15 protein-coding genes and 2 pseudogenes are annotated in these 16,120 nt (G+C 55.8%); 5 read left to right on the forward strand and 12 right to left on the reverse strand.

Translation table 11 applies throughout. The features are described from left to right. Positions 1-64: 64 nt before the first annotated feature. Genes ACXLHR_RS09600 through ACXLHR_RS09610 form a run of 3 tightly spaced genes read right to left on the reverse strand, consistent with a single transcriptional unit; the run spans position 65 to position 3,359 of the window. Positions 65-1,117, reverse strand: a complete 1,053-nt coding sequence (locus tag ACXLHR_RS09600; RefSeq protein WP_458791229.1) for a response regulator — start codon at positions 1,115-1,117, stop codon at positions 65-67. Further along, positions 1,114-2,886, reverse strand: coding sequence for a sensor histidine kinase (locus ACXLHR_RS09605; protein ID WP_458791230.1), 1,773 nt, complete (start codon positions 2,884-2,886; stop codon positions 1,114-1,116). The genes ACXLHR_RS09600 and ACXLHR_RS09605 overlap by 4 nt, the downstream gene beginning before the upstream one ends. After that, positions 2,883-3,359, reverse strand: a complete 477-nt coding sequence (locus ACXLHR_RS09610) for a putative pterin-binding protein (protein WP_458791231.1) — start codon at positions 3,357-3,359, stop codon at positions 2,883-2,885. The genes ACXLHR_RS09605 and ACXLHR_RS09610 overlap by 4 nt, the downstream gene beginning before the upstream one ends. A 182-nt stretch (positions 3,360-3,541) precedes the next feature. On the opposite strand from ACXLHR_RS09610, the gene ACXLHR_RS09615 reads away from it, so the two are divergent. The 5 genes from ACXLHR_RS09615 to ACXLHR_RS09635 all read left to right on the forward strand — a co-directional run bounded on the left by ACXLHR_RS09615 (position 3,542) and on the right by ACXLHR_RS09635 (position 8,952). Further along, positions 3,542-3,910 carry a hypothetical protein gene (locus ACXLHR_RS09615; RefSeq protein ID WP_458791232.1) on the forward strand — a complete coding sequence of 123 codons (369 nt, stop codon included), beginning with the start codon at positions 3,542-3,544 and terminating at the stop codon, positions 3,908-3,910. 57 nt (positions 3,911-3,967) lie between these two features. After that, positions 3,968-4,951 carry a hypothetical protein gene (locus ACXLHR_RS09620; RefSeq protein WP_458791233.1) on the forward strand — a complete coding sequence of 328 codons (984 nt, stop codon included), beginning with the start codon at positions 3,968-3,970 and terminating at the stop codon, positions 4,949-4,951. Positions 4,952-4,992: 41 nt separating this feature from the next. Further along, positions 4,993-6,090 carry a hypothetical protein gene (locus ACXLHR_RS09625; protein WP_458791234.1) on the forward strand — a complete coding sequence of 366 codons (1,098 nt, stop codon included), beginning with the start codon at positions 4,993-4,995 and terminating at the stop codon, positions 6,088-6,090. A 68-nt stretch (positions 6,091-6,158) separates the two neighbouring features. Further along, on the forward strand, positions 6,159-8,168 hold the full coding sequence (locus ACXLHR_RS09630; protein ID WP_458791235.1) for a vWA domain-containing protein: 2,010 nt from the start codon (positions 6,159-6,161) through the stop codon (positions 8,166-8,168). A gap of 13 nt (positions 8,169-8,181) precedes the next feature. Continuing rightward, positions 8,182-8,952 (forward strand): SH3 domain-containing protein, encoded by a 771-nt coding sequence (locus ACXLHR_RS09635; protein ID WP_458791236.1) that lies wholly within the window; start codon positions 8,182-8,184, stop codon positions 8,950-8,952. 387 nt (positions 8,953-9,339) lie between these two features. Here the strand turns inward: ACXLHR_RS09635 and ACXLHR_RS09640 are convergent, their stop codons facing one another. The 9 genes and pseudogenes from ACXLHR_RS09640 to ACXLHR_RS09680 all read right to left on the reverse strand — a co-directional run bounded on the left by ACXLHR_RS09640 (position 9,340) and on the right by ACXLHR_RS09680 (position 16,029). Then, a complete protein-coding gene (locus ACXLHR_RS09640) occupies positions 9,340-10,029 on the reverse strand; it encodes an SH3 domain-containing protein (protein WP_458791237.1) in 690 nt (229 codons plus the stop codon). A gap of 103 nt (positions 10,030-10,132) precedes the next feature. After that, complete coding sequence (locus tag ACXLHR_RS09645) at positions 10,133-10,690, reverse strand: hypothetical protein (protein ID WP_458791238.1); 558 nt, start codon at positions 10,688-10,690, stop codon at positions 10,133-10,135. Further along, entirely contained in the window at positions 10,690-11,115 is a 426-nt protein-coding gene (locus tag ACXLHR_RS09650; protein ID WP_458791239.1) for a hypothetical protein, read from the reverse strand. The genes ACXLHR_RS09645 and ACXLHR_RS09650 overlap by 1 nt, the downstream gene beginning before the upstream one ends. Positions 11,116-11,168: 53 nt before the next feature. Then, positions 11,169-12,101, reverse strand: a complete 933-nt coding sequence (locus ACXLHR_RS09655) for a hypothetical protein (protein ID WP_458791240.1) — start codon at positions 12,099-12,101, stop codon at positions 11,169-11,171. A gap of 741 nt (positions 12,102-12,842) precedes the next feature. Continuing rightward, a pseudogene (locus ACXLHR_RS09660) lies at positions 12,843-12,938 on the reverse strand (transposase domain-containing protein); the annotation flags it as partial. Beyond that, positions 12,914-13,314: pseudogene (locus ACXLHR_RS09665) on the reverse strand (IS110 family transposase); the annotation flags it as partial. The pseudogenes ACXLHR_RS09665 and ACXLHR_RS09660, both read right to left, overlap by 25 nt. A 10-nt stretch (positions 13,315-13,324) precedes the next feature. Next, positions 13,325-14,653 carry a TrkH family potassium uptake protein gene (locus ACXLHR_RS09670; protein ID WP_458791241.1) on the reverse strand — a complete coding sequence of 443 codons (1,329 nt, stop codon included), beginning with the start codon at positions 14,651-14,653 and terminating at the stop codon, positions 13,325-13,327. A 17-nt stretch (positions 14,654-14,670) separates the two neighbouring features. Then, the gene (locus tag ACXLHR_RS09675; RefSeq protein WP_458791242.1) at positions 14,671-15,336 is read right to left on the reverse strand and encodes a potassium channel family protein; all 666 of its coding nucleotides are present in this window, start codon (positions 15,334-15,336) and stop codon (positions 14,671-14,673) included. Positions 15,337-15,843: 507 nt separating this feature from the next. Continuing rightward, entirely contained in the window at positions 15,844-16,029 is a 186-nt protein-coding gene (locus ACXLHR_RS09680; protein WP_458791243.1) for a class I SAM-dependent methyltransferase, read from the reverse strand. Between the last annotated feature and the right edge of the window lie 91 nt (positions 16,030-16,120).

Here is a 16,120-nt window from a genome sequence, read left to right on the forward strand (position 1 = left end):
AATATGGATGTCTCCATTTGCCTTTGTAGATTTTCCACACGATTTTAACATGTATTTATTGCCACTACTCCGACCTTATCGTCATCGGACTAGCGAGGATCAACGCAATCAGGTCGGCTTGGCGATTTGTGCCGGTTTTTTGAAACAAGTTGCGAAGATGGAACGACATGGTCGTCTGCGATACCTGCATTTCCTTCGCTACGTCGGCAGCGCGGTTTCCGCGGGCCAAAGAACCGGCGACCCTTGCCTCGGTCGGAGTCAGGTCAAAAAGATCAATCAATAGTGCTTCAGAAACGCGCGTGCGGCTGTCCGCAGCTGAAAGGAACAGCGCAACATGGGGTCGATCTGGTTGATCGTTGCCGTAGGATTGCGCAAGTGTACAGGCTAGCATCGAGAGAGTATTCGCGTCCTGCGCCCGATGCAGCATGACGCCGACGTTGTTTTCCTGCCCGGATCTTGCCGCCTTTAAGCATTGGGACACAGCGTCAATCAATGCCCGCTCAGATAGCGGGTCAGGTGATCGCAGCCTCGTGGTTTCGGCGTGGACGAAACCGGCAGCGGCCATCTCCTGAGCTGCAAAATTCATATACACTGGTTTTCCGTGCCCATCGAGCAACACAATTCCCAGCGTGATGAGGTCCAGCGCGGCTTCAGCGCCACAGCCGGACAATCCTGCCAGCGTGTGACGCAAAGCCACCATTTCGTCGTCGTGACGGTTGCGGATGCGATTGACCTGTCGCAAGCGCGCGCTGACGGTTGCCAGCATCAGATCGTAATCTACCGGCTTAACGAGATAGTCGTCGGCGCCCACAAGTTTGCCGTTAATGATTTCCTGGGATTCACAGAGCGCAGTCAGAAAGACAAAGGGAGTTGTGGCGAGTTCAGGTCGCTGCATACGCAACGTACGAAGCACGCCATAGCCGTCGAGGCCGGGCATCGTGATATCGCAGAGCAGCAGATCGGGCCGGTGATGCGTCAGCACGTCCAGCGCCTCATCCCCATCTTTTGCCGCCATGGTGCGATATCCGGCTTCCTGCAATTCCTCGACGAGGTCGTCTCGTAACGCCTTTTCGTCCTCAACCACCAGAATCAAGGCTTGATTTGTTGTGCGGCTCATGTGTGACCTCCTTTGAATCGTGGCAACGTCAGACGAAAAGTCACGCCTTCGCCCTCCGTCTGCAATGTGACATCCCCGCCTTGCATGCGCGCCAATGCCCGCGCCATAAACAGGCCGATACCGGTCCCTATTATGCCGGTGCTGTTTGCCCCACGATAATTGCGGTCAAAAATTTGTGCCTGCTCTTTTTCCGGAACAGGAGTTCCAACATTATATACGTCGCAGAACAGCCACTGTGCGTCGTCAAGCAGGACGGCAGATACAGACGTTTTGGGGCCTGCGTATTTCATTCCATTAGACAACAGGATTTCCAAAATTTGCTCGGCATGCGCTGGATCACAGAACGCTGCACTTGGTCCGGTCACCTCATTCCTGATCTCGATCCGGCGATCTGGCTCCGCTGCGCGCTGCCGGGCGCAGACCGTTCGGACGATCTCGCCGAGATCACATTCCACCCTTCGCGCACCGATTTGGCCTGCGTCCAGACGTGCAGCGTCCAGCGTGCTTTCTACCAGCCGCGTGAGACCGGCAATGGCGCCTCTGGCGCGGTCCGCCCGCTCGACAACCTCATCCGGTTTCGCATGTGGCCCCCTCCGGACAAGGCGTTGCAGGGCGGAATCCGCCACGGCAAGAGGTGTCCGGAACTGATGCGAGATCATAGCGGCAAAGTTCCGGTAAATTTCGCCAGCTGATCGTTCCCGAAGCAATGCATCGTCCAACTCACGGGTGCGCTCGGCTACCAGCTCTTCTAGACGGTCGCGGTCCTGCGTGTTTTTCTGTTGGACGGCATGTCGATCCGAGGCGTCATTTATAAACAGGATCGCGCCGAGGATTTTGTCGTCATTGCGCAGTGGAAAAAACCGCAAATCCACATAGAGCGGCTCATCCGCATCCTGGCGAAAAAGCAGTTGAAGCATCTGGCGCGAGGTTTCACCATGCAGCGCGCGCTCAATGCCCTGACGCACCATGGTCGTATCGAAAAAGCCCGATATCCTGTCTAAAGGACGATGGATGGCCTCTTCATCTGTTGTGCCCATAATCTTTGTCATTGCGCCATTCCACATGGTGCACCGCGTTGATCGATCCACAGCAAGGATGCCTTCGCCGCTGGACGACACAAGAAGCGCCGAAAAGTCCCTTTCGCGCCGCAACATCCGGTTGCGCTTACGCATTTGGCGTAGCGCCAGAACAATCGTCACTGCCAAAATTCCCCCTGCGACCATAATGCCGATGAGTGACGCGATGATCTGGCCCAACTGCTCGCGGTAGATCTCCAGCCGCCCGCCCAGCTCATCCCATTCAGCGATCATCGCAGCATTTGCCGCTTGCCCGAAAATGCGCGGAAACGGCACCAGCGAAGCGCGCAGCGGCCCGCCATCACCGAGTGTGAACCCGGCGATCAGCGGCGCAATTTCATCGAGTACGTTGGACAGCTGATCCAGATCATCGCTAAAGCCAATCTTTTCAAGAAACCGGCGCTGCGGCCCGTCATTCAGTAAAGCAAACCTGCTGGCCAGAATGTCAAAACGTAGTGAAAGATCGTCTGGCGTGGCCTCTCCAAGGTCAGCCAGTGCTGCAGTCTGGGTCAGGCGAAGGGCCGCGACCTCGCTTTGGTGCAGCACCCATAGCATGTTCTGTTCCGCCTCAACGCGCATGGCGTTCTCGATCTCGAACATCCGGATTAGAGAAAACGTCAACAGCGTCGCAAAGACTACGACCGCCGCGAGCGGCAGGATCAGTCTGAGTGTGGAGTTTTGAAAGCGCGTCATTGTACGTCGATCTGGTAAAGCTGCCAGACCCAGCGATAATCATAGCGGATATCCTGCAAAGCGCGGTGATCGTCGCGTGGATAGACGATCCAGATTGGACCTTTATCGACGCGGCTTAGTGCTCGACCGTCCATATGCGTGGCGACGATCACGTCATAGTCGTAGAAATCAGTCATCGGGATTTCCACGGCGTAGTCGTTGAGCGCGGTTGCGGTAACGCTATCGCCGGTAGCACCTAGGTGGTCCAGCAAGTCGCGCATCAGAAATCCTGTAAAGCTGTGCGTACCATCGGTGACAACGGTTGAGGTCTTGATCATAGTCACTGGAAGGGCCTCCAGCGTTGTGCGGTCCAAGGTGACAGGCGCGTCGAGGGTTTGCCCGCTCACCTGCAAAAAGATGTCGGGTTGATCCGCGATCACCGGTTGCCCTGCCAGGATCAGTCCGCACGCCAAAGCAGCTGCTTTGATGAACATTATTCCATTCTCCCTTTGTCTAGTTGGTAGATCAGCAGCCTTCGCGTGCCAGTGCAAACACTTTACGACAGAATTTATTTTGCGTCCCCCTCTGAACGAAGGGGGCGCGACCCGGACAAGCCGTGCAAGATCAATGTCAAAGCTCGCAATTTGCGCGTGCGCAAAACGTCATCGGAGTAACTATGCTGAACATCTCCCCACACTCTGCGCTTTTTGGTGTTGTCGGGTTTGTTTTGCTTTCAAGTTGCGGAACACCTGAGTACCGAACCGAAAAAAGTCATTGTGAAGCAGAGTGGATGCTTAAGATCCCTCCGGTTTATCGACAAGAGATCGTCACCAAATACCGCAACGAAGACCAACTGACGGGCGAAACGATCTGCGAGACGACGGGTTCAACGACTATCTGCAAGCCTGTCAAGAAAACTGTTTCGGTTCCCTACACGGCGGTGGAAACCGTCGACATCAGGAAAGCGCAACGCAACCCGCAGATCGCGTCCTGCACCGCACGCGCGTGCGCCGCGAGATACGGCAACAGCGCCTGTGAAGCATGATGTTTCGCGGCAATTATCTTTTTAAATGGGCAACGGCATTTCATACAGGAGAGAAGAATGTGGGATTTTAGCATCGGTGGTGCGCTTGGACTGATGATGCGCACGCTGCCGTTCATCCTGTTGCGTATGGCCGTCTATTTCGGGATTTCGCTGGGCTATATTCTGGTCACCGGTGTCGGGGCCGGTGTCGGATACGGCGTCGGGGGATTTGGCGACGACGAATTTCGCGCCGGTGCCACCATGTGGGGCGGCTTTGCGGGGTTCGGTATTTTTGGCGCCATCATGTATTGGATGCGCGAATACATCCTTTACATCGTCAAGGCCGGACATATTGCAGTATTGATCGAATTGATCGACGGCAAGCCGATGCCACAGGGCCGCAGCCAGATCAATCATGCAACTGCGGTGGTCAAAGAACGGTTTCCGCAGGCCAGTGTTTTATTCGCGGTCGACCAACTGATCAAAGGTGTCGTGCGCGCAATTTCGGGATTGGTGCGCGGCATACTGACGATACTGCCGATCCCCGGTGCGCAACAATTGGGTGGGATCATAGCCGCCTTTTTGCGTGTCGCCGTTGGCTTTGTTGACGAAGTGATCCTCGCCTACGCTATCCGCACGAATTCGACGAATGCTTGGGGTTCTGCAAAAGAGGCGCTTGTGCTTTATGCGCAGAACTACAAGCCGATGCTGAAGAATGCTGCGTGGTTAGCGATTATCGTTTATGGCCTTAGTTTTGTGGTCTTTCTTATCATGCTCGCGCCGGCAGCATTAGTGGTTTACCTTATGCCCGGCGCATGGGCGGCGGGTGGAGTTGTCTTTGCACTGCTGTTCGCGTGGAGCGTTAAGGCTGCACTGCTGGAACCCTTTGCGATTGCCTGCATGATGCAGGTCTACTTCAAGACTATCGAGGGTCAGCAACCCAATCCTGAATGGGACGCCAAACTAGAGCAAATGTCAGGCAAGTTTCGCAAGCTAAAGGAGCGCGCATTTGGGGCCGGCGAGCAAACCCCCACAACGCCCGACGTAGCGGATCAGAAATGATGCGGAGCCCTAAGCGTGACGAACCAAACGGGAGAATTGATTTGTTGAAAATGATACCGCATAGGGTTTCCCTCGCGCTCGCAGTTTCGGGAGCCTTGGGCCAGACAGCCAGTGCAGACATCGTCTGCGAAGGCACCTATGAGTTCTTCAGCGGCAAAAACGTAATTCTTAAGGCCCCGATCGGCCAAGGGGAGGTCGCGGAACACTATAATAATCGTGTGGGTGTGGCTGGCCAGCTCATCCGCAAGCCTCAAAGCGAGGGATTGCACGAGGTCGAAGTGAGCCAGTGCGGTCGCCAGTTTACCCTGACGCAGGGATCCAACCAGATGCTTTTCCTGCAATCCATTATGGACGAAACGCTTTACGTCGCGCAGGATATAGGCACCAGCGAGGCCGAGTTGACGCTTCGTGTTCTTAATCATAACAGCATGGTTGGCACGATTGCGGGCGAAACCCATGGTTTCACGTTCGATTACCCCGTCGCAATGGAGGCGCGCGATGTCTCCATGCCTGACATGGAGGGTTGCAGCGATGACCCGACCCCGATGGAGGATACCGTGGGTGAAGACCGATTGACCGTCGATCCTGCCTTGCGCCGTGAAGCGATCGCTATCGTGGCGGAAAAGCTGGGCATTCCGGTTGATAGGGCGGAGCGTTATATCTCGTCCGCGCACACTGTCGCCAAGACCCGGATGTCGGACACGGGCGTAACCGAAATTCTGCCTGGCGAGCCGGGCTGCCCCATTATATTTGAGGGCGTGAAAACCTGCCGCGTGTATCCCCCTGACACGACCACCATTGTTGAAACCAATGTACTGCTGGACGACGACGGCAAGTTGCTACCGGTCACGACGAAAGGATCCGTCACCAACCGAATCCGGGTCGATGACCCCGGCCTCGCGGATATTTGCGCCCCCGAAGAAACCTTACCGCCCGCCGCGCAACGTCTTCGTATGACGTTTTTCGCGATCGAGGAGGACGGTATCAACGACGTGCAGGCAATGCTGATGGACGCGGAGACCGATATTGCGACGCGAGCGCATTACGCCGACGGCGACAACTCAGGTCGTCAGCAACTTATTAAAGCGGCAAACGAGGCATATCAAGGCGTCGGTGCGCCGGTGACAGGGGTACATTAAACGCGTGGGTTTCAACTGAAATACCAGCGACCACAAATAGAAGAACACGTTCAGCAAGGAATAAGGCCATGAAAAATATCGTATCGAGAATTGCAGCTTTGGCGATGACGGCGTGCATTTCTGGCGCCTCCCCTGCGATGGCGCAGGACGACGTGGTGATCGTCTATGACGGGTCGGGGTCCATGTGGGGTCAGATTGATGGCACCAGCAAGGTCGAGATCGCGCGCGAGGTACTGGGCGATCTGGTGACAAATTGGGACGACAAAACCAATCTGGGTCTTGTCGCTTATGGTCATCGCACCGAAGGTGATTGCACCGATATCGAAACGATGATCGACCCCGGCCCACTGGACCGCGCGGCCTTTATCGCCAAGGTTAATGCGATCAGCCCCGTGGGCAAAACTCCGATTTCCGCCTCGGTCAAACATGCCGCCGATCTGTTGTCCTACCGTGACAACCCGGCGACGGTGGTCCTAATTTCCGACGGGGTCGAAACCTGCAACGCCGATCCCTGCGCATTGTCCGCGCAGCTTGCAAAGCAAGGTGTCGCGTTTACCGTTCATGTGGTGGGTTTTGATCTGGATGATGCGGCCAACGCCAGCCTATCCTGCATTGCCGAAAATACCGGCGGCGTTTTTGTACCCGCCAGTAATGCGCTTGAATTGACCGAAGCCTTGGCGCAAGTCCAAAGCGCAATGGACCTGAAGCCGGTGACGCCCGAACCAGAACCCGTTGCAGAGGAACCCGCGCGGCCTGAAGTCACTGTAACCGGTCCGGAACAGGTCACAATCGGAGCGGTTTTTGACGTTGCGTGGAGCAAAACGATCAACCCGCGCGATTTCATCACCATTGTTCCGATGGGGGCGGATGAGGGCACTTCTGCGGGTTATATCCGTGCCAATGCGGACTCCGAGGGCAGACTCACCGCACCGGCGGAGACTGGCCTTTACGAGCTGCGCTACGTTCTCGACACTGGGGCGGTCACACTGGCCAGCGCACCTATAGAAGTGGTCGAGGCAGAGGTCGGTATTTTCGGTCCGGAACAGGTCACGATGGGGGCGGTTTTTGATGTTGCGTGGAGCAAAACGATCAACCCGCGCGATTTCATCACCATTGTTCCGATGGGGGCGGATGAGGGCACTTCTGCGGGTTATATCCGTGCCAATGCGGACACCGAGGGCAGACTCACCGCACCGGCGGAGCCGGGCCTATATGAGCTGCGTTATGTGCTTGAAACAGGGCGCGTGACGTTGGCTCGTGCAACCATCGAAGTGGTCGAAGCGGAAGCCACCGTGAGCGGCCCCGCGCAGGTCGCGACCGGAGCGATATTCAACGTCGCGTGGAGCAAAACGATCAACCCGCGCGATTTGATCACCATTGTTCCGATGGGGGCGGATGAGGGCACTTCTGCGGGTTATATCCGTGCCAATGCGGACACCGAGGGCAGACTCACCGCACCGGCGGAGCCGGGCCTGTATGAGCTGCGTTATGTGCTTGAAACAGGGCGCGTGACGTTGGCAACTGCGATGATCGAGGTGGTGGAAGCCGAAATAGGGATTTCCGGACCGGGCACTGTCCGCGCGGGAACGGCGATAGACATCACATGGTCGAGCAACGTCAACCCGAGGGATTACATCACGATTGTGCCGATGGGCGCGGACGAGGGCACCTCGGCGGGCTATATTCGCGTGGCTGACGTGACGCAGGGACGCTTGACCGCCCCGGACGAAACCGGCCTTTACGAGATGCGTTATGTGCTGGAGGTGGGCAAGCGCACGCTGGCAAGCGCGCCGCTGGAAGTCGTGGGGGCCGACGCACCGCTGGACGATGGTGCCGGACTGAGCGTGCCAGCGACTGCCGCGCCGGGTGAAACAATCACGGTGACATGGACCCTGCAAAGCACAGTGCCGGCCAGCGGATCGCACTTGCACGCAAGGAACAGCCGGATTTCAGTTGGGTTTCCGTGCAATCTGTCGGGGCTGACAGCGCCCTACAGGTCACGATGCCGGAGGAAACCGGACTGTATGAAATCCGCTTTCTGGATGTCGCCGGTGGCGCACTTCTGGGCCGATCAGTAGTGGAGGTAAAATGATGTCCTGCAAGATTTTGAGGGGCGCCACACTCGCGCTGAGTTTCGTTGGCACTGCTGCATTTGCGCAGATCGACGGCCACGGTCCAGACAGTTGGAGGGTAACCGGCGTAGCGGCAAATGACGTGTTGAATGCCCGCATGGGACCGGGAACCGCGTATCCGGTGATCGAGACATTCGCGCCGGACATGCGCGGATTGGAGCAGATTACATGTGTGCCTTATTATACACTGCGCCATTACGGCGAGATGAGTGAGGCACAGATCAGCGAGTTACCACCGCACTGGTGCCTGATGCGCGATTCTGGCATGACTCGCGCAGGTTGGGTGGCGGGACGTTTTATTAGACCTGACGACGACGACGCGACGATCCCATCGCAAAATTTTAAGGAAATGACGGGCGATCCGCTTCTTGATCAAGCACAGGCACTGGTGCGCGAGTTGTATATCGTTTTTGAAATGGGCGGTGAGCCGGGGGACAACCCGTTTTCTCCGCCGACAGCTGCGCGGTATTTCTTTGCCAATATGGTGCCGGATCTGGCAGGCCACGGCAGCGACGTGCTCTATGATGCGCAGGATTTTCAGGGACAGGTCACGCACATTGCCCCCGATGACGACCAGCCGATGTTTCGAGGTACGATCACGATCAATGTCGATTTCATCAATTTCGGACAGCAAGACCGTGCGGTTTTTAGCTTGCGCGCGGATACATCCCAACCGGGCGCCCCGTTCCGGATTTTCCATGTCGAGCATGGCGACTGGAGCTTCCCGTAATGAAGTGCGTAAAGACCGTATGTGCAGGCGGTCGCGCACGGTAAGATGGTATTCGAGACGTCCGCAATCTGAAGCATTCCGTCCGGCAACAGCACGCCATTCAAGCGCTGTTCCGGGTGATACTAACGCAAACCTATAGCGGATCGGGCTCGATGGTCGCCGGTCGGGTTGATTTGGAAATCATCTCCGGTGGCAAAAATATCTGGTTGAAGGGATCGTTTCCCGTTTGCACCGATACTCGAAATCGCTGCCAAATTGAATACACGCCAACAATCCCGACCCGGAGGAACATCGGTTGCGTAAACGAAGCGCCCGGCGCGATTGTCGCGGTGGCTATGGTGGCTATGGTGGCGGGTAGAATCTCTGCGTGTTCCAATGCAGGATTCTTTAATCTCGCTCGCAAGAAAATGACACAAGACGGGCGGAGACGATTTTGTCTCTTTCCGACCGCACCGGAAAGTTCACATGCACCGATTGTCCTAGTCGGTCGTTGTGCGCAATACTATTCCTTTCAAACGCGATAAGGCGTTGTGAACCACGTCCCTGGTCTGTGCGGTAGGAAACCGTGCCACGGCATACGATGAATACGTGGTCATTGCGGTCCGGATCAAATTCCTGCTGTGACAGTTGCACGCGAACGCTTGCGACACAATTTCTTATGCCGCTGTTGCCGAACAGCGGCGGGCGGCAGTCGAAATCCAGGTTGCTGACCCGCAGCGGTGCAGTGGGCCGATGGGGCTGTCGAGGTCTGATCGCTTCGTCACCCCGAAATATCGGGCGGCTTCTTTCGGAGCCAGTCCTCACATCTTGCCCAAGAAATCGTGCCGCGACCCAACCTTCCGCAGCGTTCCCTTCAGCGCCCTGAACAAAAACTTTAGCCCAGTCGCCGCGACGGTCAAGGATGCTGACAGACGTGCCATAAGGCAGGGCGCGCAGTACGGAAGATCCCGTATCCGGCGCCGTTCGCAGATTCAGCGCGCCGGCCTGAACATGGGAATAGCTGCCAATCTCTTGCGCAGAGGCCGCACCACCGCCAAAGGTCAGTAGCGCGAGTAACGCGAAGAGGGCTCTTGTCATGGCGAAACTTCCTGTCACTTTCGCCCCTTTACTATCTGATCCGAACATCCGGCCATTGATGGTAACTGTGACCATCCTGGCAAGGTTGATCTGGCACATATCCTCATGCCGACACCGAGGCAGTTGGCATCTCGTCTGCATGCAGATCAAGGTATCCTTCAAGGTCCGCGCGCATTTCGGGCGCCAGATCTTCGGGATGCATGATGCGAGTATAGAACAATGTGAAATAAACGACCTTGATCGCGGTCACTGCGCGCGCGAACAATGCGTGAAACAGGACACTGACGAAGACTACGACAAAGACCGGCAGGCAGTTAAAGACGGTGTCCGGACCAATCGGACCCAGTTGCGGTATGTCGCGGGCAATCTCTGAAAGCGCCCCGGCCGAAAAGGCATCCGGCATACCGCGCCCAAAGAGAAGACCGAATGCGACCCCCGCAAGGCCGCCGAAGAAATAGAGCGGCTTCATCAGCGAGCCGATCACGCCACCCATGATGTCGATGCCGAACACACCGGACAGCGCTTCAGGCACATGATCTTCCAACCGTTTCATTTTGGCGATACCATCGCTCAGGCTCAGTCGGTCGATTGCGAAGGCCGGAAGCAGGAAATGGTTTACCAGATCCCAGACCTCGACGATGGCGCCCAGCAACATTGCCATCAGGCCGCCTTCCATTTTTTTTTGCGGCTGGCCACCCAGACGGCCGCCATGTCCAGCAGACCAAGCGTGCGGACCTGGGAGCGGAGACCGGCAATTTCGCGTCGTGCCTCACGTCGGGTCGGCGTCCCACCGGTGGCCGTGCCATATGTCAGGCGACTGAGCGTTAGTTCGGCACGGTTGTAGAAAAAGAATTTGTAGATAAACATTAACGCCGCTCCGAGCAGGAACCAAGTGCTGTTCCCATTCCCGTAGACGGCCAGAACAAGCCCCAAAAAAAACAGGCCGATCATCACCGCAGCATAGATCCACATAACAATCAGCGGCCACAGCAACGCGCGATTTCGACCAACAATGGTGAAAGTGTGCCGGAAGAGAAAGCCCAGTTGTGCAAAGCGGGCCTTGGCGTCTGGTTTTGTAAAATTCATGTTATGATATCTCCTGATTTTGCTATTTCTTCTTCCACTATGTGTGACTGGGTTCAGCGTATTTTGCCGTCGCTCAGCGGGCCGACCGTCACGCCGTCTTCAGCCAGTTGTGCTGCGCCGTCCTGCATGGCCGCTGCAAGTGCTGCATCATCGGTTCCTGCGATTTCAGCGCGACGTTTGGCGATGATCTTACCGGTTTCGATATCGACGACCTGTGCGAATACCTCGATCCGCGCCGGGTTCGTCAACTCATTGATCTTAAAATCGAGCATGCGGCGGGGTGGATCGAGGGTGCCTTCCTCTGCCTGGCAGACCTCGCGGAACAGCGTAGCGACGCGGCTGGCGGGCAGGATCGCGTTGCTGTTGCCCAACAGAAAACGAAGATGCAACGAGCTGGTATTGCGCGTCTCGTCGATTAAATCGGTCGTCAAGGTGGTGGCGCGGAAATAGTCGCTGGGCGTGAAATCAGGCGTTGGCGGGGTCAGGCCGCGCGCCGCTAGAAATGTTTGCGCCGCGGTATTCTCGCGCGTGAAATCCTGCCGTTCGCCATCAAAGATGCAATCGACGGGCTGATGTTCAGTCGCTTCGACTAGGGCCAACTTCATACCGCGCTGCACGGTCATGCCGCCGCCAAAGGCATCCATCCAGCTGTCGATTTGGCGCGAGGTGAGGGCGTTGAACTTGAAAATGCGCGTTGCACCGCCACCGGTCAGCGTGCCGCTCCAGCCTGATGTGGCCGAGCGGATAATGGGCATCCGCATGCCTTGGCCTTCAATCAAAATCCGGTCGCAGCCGTCATAGGTTAGATCGACCGTGCCTTCGTTGCGGTTGCGTGGATCGACCTGAACGATGCCGCTGGCTGACATGATCACGTCACCGGATATTGCCTGATACCGCCCTTGACAGGGAAGCGGCTCTGCTGTCGCAATCGAGACGCTCAGTGCGAGTGCGCCAATCCCACGTATCGTCGTCTTGATGTAGGTCATACAGGGAAGCTCCAATTGTCATGGTAAAAGGGAAAATGCGAACCGGCGCAAACTGTCGGCACGCAGGCGGAAGGTTGCGCGCCGGTCGGACGTGCCAGCGTTCATCGCCGCCAATACCACTTTGCAGGGCTGCTTCAGCAAGGGTGCACTCCCCCCTGCACACACAAGGCCTGGCTGTTAAACCGCATCAGATAAGTTGTTTGAAAGCACTGTCGACCTCGTACCGATGATTCGACCAAAGGGTGGCAAAGTCGGGCTGGCTACGCCCCGTCTGTTTGCAGGGGATGAGGCAAATATTTTAAATTTATAAGGTTTGTCGTACAGTTGTGGACTCGATTGGCACAGTCCCCAGAAAGTGTGGCATCATGGGAGGCTGGCAGGAGAATATTGCGGTGCCTCACTTGGCGGTGAGATCTGTCGCGTCGTCTCAATGATGTGGCGCTGCAAGTATTTTCCTTGAGAGTTTCCTTGTCCACATGGCGGCTGTTGATGCGGAGCATGGCGAAGATCCGTTTGTTGTCTTCTTTGTTGCTACATGGTCAAATCCTGCATCAAAGCAGAGGTAGGCAACGGTGGTTGCATCCTCCCGAAACCAGCTCTATCGCAGCATTATCCGCGCTATTCCGAAAAATTCGGACACTGACGTAAGCTGCAATTTGTGGTCTGCTGGTCTTCAAAACGAAGGAGATTAGGAATGTCGAAACGGAAGCAACATCATCCAAAAGCCAAGGGTAAGCGGTGTCAAGGTTGCTCGTCAAAGTTCCACGGCATCAGTTCGTCAATGCGGGCGGCTGGATGGCCGTTGGCGATGGCTTCGAGCGTTGCCTTAAGGTGAGGTCGCGGGTGCGATGGATCGAGAGAACGGCTTGCTGGTCCTGTGTTTTGATTTCGACAAACAGCATTGTTGGCCGTCTGAGCGCTTCGCAAATCGCTTCTGCATCAACCGCATCTGTCTTGCCGCGTTTGACATAAGGCTTCACATAGTTCGCAGGCATCAACCTTACATCATGGCCGAGCTTGCGCAAAGTACGCCCCAGTGATGGGACGACCCGCAGGCTTCCATACCAACTATACAAGGGGGCAAAGTCTCGAAGAACGCGAGCAGCTTTGCGCGCTTAATTGCCTTGTTGAAGATCACGCGACCGCTCTCCGAAATACCGTGAACCTGAAAAACATCCTTGGCCAAATTAAGGCCCACTATCTTTACTGATATTGGTGGCCCCTTACCCCAGATAGATCTGGCCGGATGGGTATTTTACACGTGGGACGCTGCGGGTTGCCAGAAAAAAGCCGATGGCGAGCGGACCGACACGGCCAAGAAACATCACAAAAATAATGACTGCACGACCGCACCCGTCTAACTCACCAGTAGCACCCCGCGAAAGGCCGACAGTGCCAAAGGCCGATGTCACTTCGAACGCCAGATCCATGAAGTCTCCGTCATGGCTGATCGAGACAATAAAAATGCCTGTAAGAATAAGCAACATGGAGATTGTGGTTAGTGCCATGACTTTCATGACCTCCTCCAGGCCGATTGAGCGGCCGAATGCATGAAGAACCGTCCGCCTGCGGAAGAAGGCTACTGTTGCCAGTAGGAGAACTGCCAAAGTGGTCACCTTGATGCCGCCCGCAGTGGACGTGCTTCCGCCACCCACAACCATCAGGGTCATAGTCAGCAAGGTAGAGCTGTCGTGCATGCCGCCGGTGTTGATGGTGTTGAAACCGGCAGTGCGGGGTGTCACGCCCTGAAACCAACTGGCCCATAGTTTTTCACCAGTTGTGAGCGTGCCGAGCGTGTTGGGATTGGACCATTCTAACAGACCGAACGCGATACTACCCCATAGGATCAAGACAAGCGTACCGACCAGCATCAGCTTTGTGTGCAAGGTAAGCCGCGTCCAGTTTCGTTTCTGGTAAATATCCCCCAGCACGATAAATCCGATACCACCAAAAATGAACAGAAGCGGAATCACAATATTGATGACGGGGTTGCCGACCCACTGCGAGAGGCTGTCAGGGTGCAGCGCAAAACCCGCATTGTTAAAAGCTGAAATCGCGTGAAATACCGCCTGCCATAGGCCATTCCAGCCGTATTGCGGGACAAACACGAACGCGAGGAGAAGTGCGCCTACGGTCTGGCACACCACCGCGATGACAAGAATAATTCGCACGAGAACAGTGAGGTTGGACAGGGAAGTCTGGTTCACTTCCTCGCGTAAAATCATGCGTTGCGGCATACCGACCTTAATACCAAGCGCGCCCAGAACCAGAACGGCGGTCGTCATCAAACCAAGCCCGCCAAGCTGGATAAGGATAGCGATGACCGATTGGCCGAAGCCGGTAAAGGCAGAGCCCGTATCGACAAGCACCAGCCCCGTCACCGTCACGGCAGAGGTCGAGGTGAAAATCGCTTCGCTGAAGCCAATGCCGCCCGTGTGCGAGACGGGCAGCCACAAGACAAGACCGCCAATGACGATAAAGACGGTGTAAACCAAAACCAAAATTGCTGGTGGCGACAGGTTTATGGATTTACCCGAGCGCAACTTGCCCATGACGCGCCGCCACATGGTCAAAGGCTGCCAGCAAAATCGCGCAGGTTTTTGCGTTGGCCCAAAAGTAATAGAAGATCATCACGCTCGAGCGTGCAATCACTGCCGTCCTGACCTAGAAACTCCGTTCCCCGCATCACTCCGATGCAGCGCAGATCAAAGCCGGATTTGTGTTTAAGGTCTGGTAAGGACTTGCCTTCGAGGCTCTCGGGAATCCGGAAATTCACAACATGGAAGCCATTGCCCAGACTGACATAATCTCGCACGAGTGGGTTATGCAAAACCTGTGCAATATGCTGCCCCACCTCGACTTCGGGATGAACAATCCGGTCTACGCCCAGCTTGCTGAGGATACGATGGTGCGTTTTGGTTGTCGCTTTCGCCCAGACTATTGGCACTCCAATCAGCTTGAGGTTCATCGTGGCAAGAATGCTCGCTTCGAGGTCAGAACCCATCGCGACCAGACCGATGGCGCAATCGGCCAGCCCAGCTTCACGCAACGCAATATCATCGCGAGCATCCACGATCATGGCCTGCGACAGGCTCTCCGCATGCTTAGCAACTCTCGATTCGTCGATATCGATACCGATCACATGGTTGCCGAAACGCTGCAATTCATTCGCCACGGTGCTTCCGAAGTTTCCAAGACCAATGACGCCAAATGTACGACTGCTGTGCTTTGCCATGATGTTATTCGAACTGCCTATAAAACTTCGTCATATGGATGATGGTCCCGCTTACTGTGCGACATTGAAGAACCCGAGTGAATAGCTTTCGTTCCATAACCTCGGTCGTGCCAAAAATTACCGTTTGTTGAACGGATCGCTAAACCGGACATTGACGTATATCCACCGGAGGTCTGGAAAGTCTGCGACCAGAGTGTTGGAATTGTGCGCAGCGAAAAGGTGGTTTGGGAATACCCAATTTTGACCCTCTCAATGGCCGCTCTGATGAAATTAGCTGCGCTGCAAAATGTGGGTCGCTGCACATGCGAGAAAATGCTGCGTGAGCATTAACCGCGCGCGCATAAGGCCGCATCGCGGCATCTTGAGGTGGTGATGAAAGGCAGCAATGGGCCGATGAGGGCCGGTGTGGCACGGGGTCATAAGGAGAGGAGATGTTTGTTAACCAGTCATAAAAACATCATGTCGTTTCGATTAACCGCGGATTTGGTGTGTGCGCTTTTGAACACCTTAAATCGGATCAGCTTTAGCAGGCCACTTTAGCACCACCCGCTTACGATCATGTTTTATCGCCAATCTCACCAGATCACTGGCGTCATCATCGGTACCCACGATGGCGCTGACTTGACGCAAGTCCTGTTTCACCAGTGCCGAATTTTTCCGTGATCGCCGTCCCCATGCGGGACCAACGATCACGGAAAAGGTTGTAACCCGCCCATTTTCTGGGACGGGAACCTCTACTGCTGCCCAATAAATGGTTCATCTCTCTGAACAACCATAGACCGGG

It is taken from the genome of Yoonia sp. MH D7 (assembly GCF_054439475.1).

Bases quoted from the DNA above. Each gene is read 5' to 3' on its own strand.
- ACXLHR_RS09600 (WP_458791229.1), bottom strand. From the start codon at position 1,117: ATGAGCCGCACAACAAATCAAGCCTTGATTCTGGTGGTTGAGGACGAA.
- ACXLHR_RS09605 (WP_458791230.1), bottom strand. From the start codon at position 2,886: ATGACGCGCTTTCAAAACTCCACACTCAGACTGATCCTGCCGCTCGCG.
- ACXLHR_RS09610 (WP_458791231.1), bottom strand. From the start codon at position 3,359: ATGTTCATCAAAGCAGCTGCTTTGGCGTGCGGACTGATCCTGGCAGGG.
- ACXLHR_RS09615 (WP_458791232.1), top strand. From the start codon at position 3,542: ATGCTGAACATCTCCCCACACTCTGCGCTTTTTGGTGTTGTCGGGTTT.
- ACXLHR_RS09620 (WP_458791233.1), top strand. From the start codon at position 3,968: ATGTGGGATTTTAGCATCGGTGGTGCGCTTGGACTGATGATGCGCACG.
- ACXLHR_RS09630 (WP_458791235.1), top strand. From the start codon at position 6,159: ATGAAAAATATCGTATCGAGAATTGCAGCTTTGGCGATGACGGCGTGC.
- ACXLHR_RS09635 (WP_458791236.1), top strand. From the start codon at position 8,182: ATGTCCTGCAAGATTTTGAGGGGCGCCACACTCGCGCTGAGTTTCGTT.
- ACXLHR_RS09640 (WP_458791237.1), bottom strand. From the start codon at position 10,029: ATGACAAGAGCCCTCTTCGCGTTACTCGCGCTACTGACCTTTGGCGGT.
- ACXLHR_RS09645 (WP_458791238.1), bottom strand. From the start codon at position 10,690: ATGGCAATGTTGCTGGGCGCCATCGTCGAGGTCTGGGATCTGGTAAAC.
- ACXLHR_RS09650 (WP_458791239.1), bottom strand. From the start codon at position 11,115: ATGAATTTTACAAAACCAGACGCCAAGGCCCGCTTTGCACAACTGGGC.
- ACXLHR_RS09655 (WP_458791240.1), bottom strand. From the start codon at position 12,101: ATGACCTACATCAAGACGACGATACGTGGGATTGGCGCACTCGCACTG.
- ACXLHR_RS09670 (WP_458791241.1), bottom strand. From the start codon at position 14,653: ATGGGCAAGTTGCGCTCGGGTAAATCCATAAACCTGTCGCCACCAGCA.
- ACXLHR_RS09675 (WP_458791242.1), bottom strand. From the start codon at position 15,336: ATGGCAAAGCACAGCAGTCGTACATTTGGCGTCATTGGTCTTGGAAAC.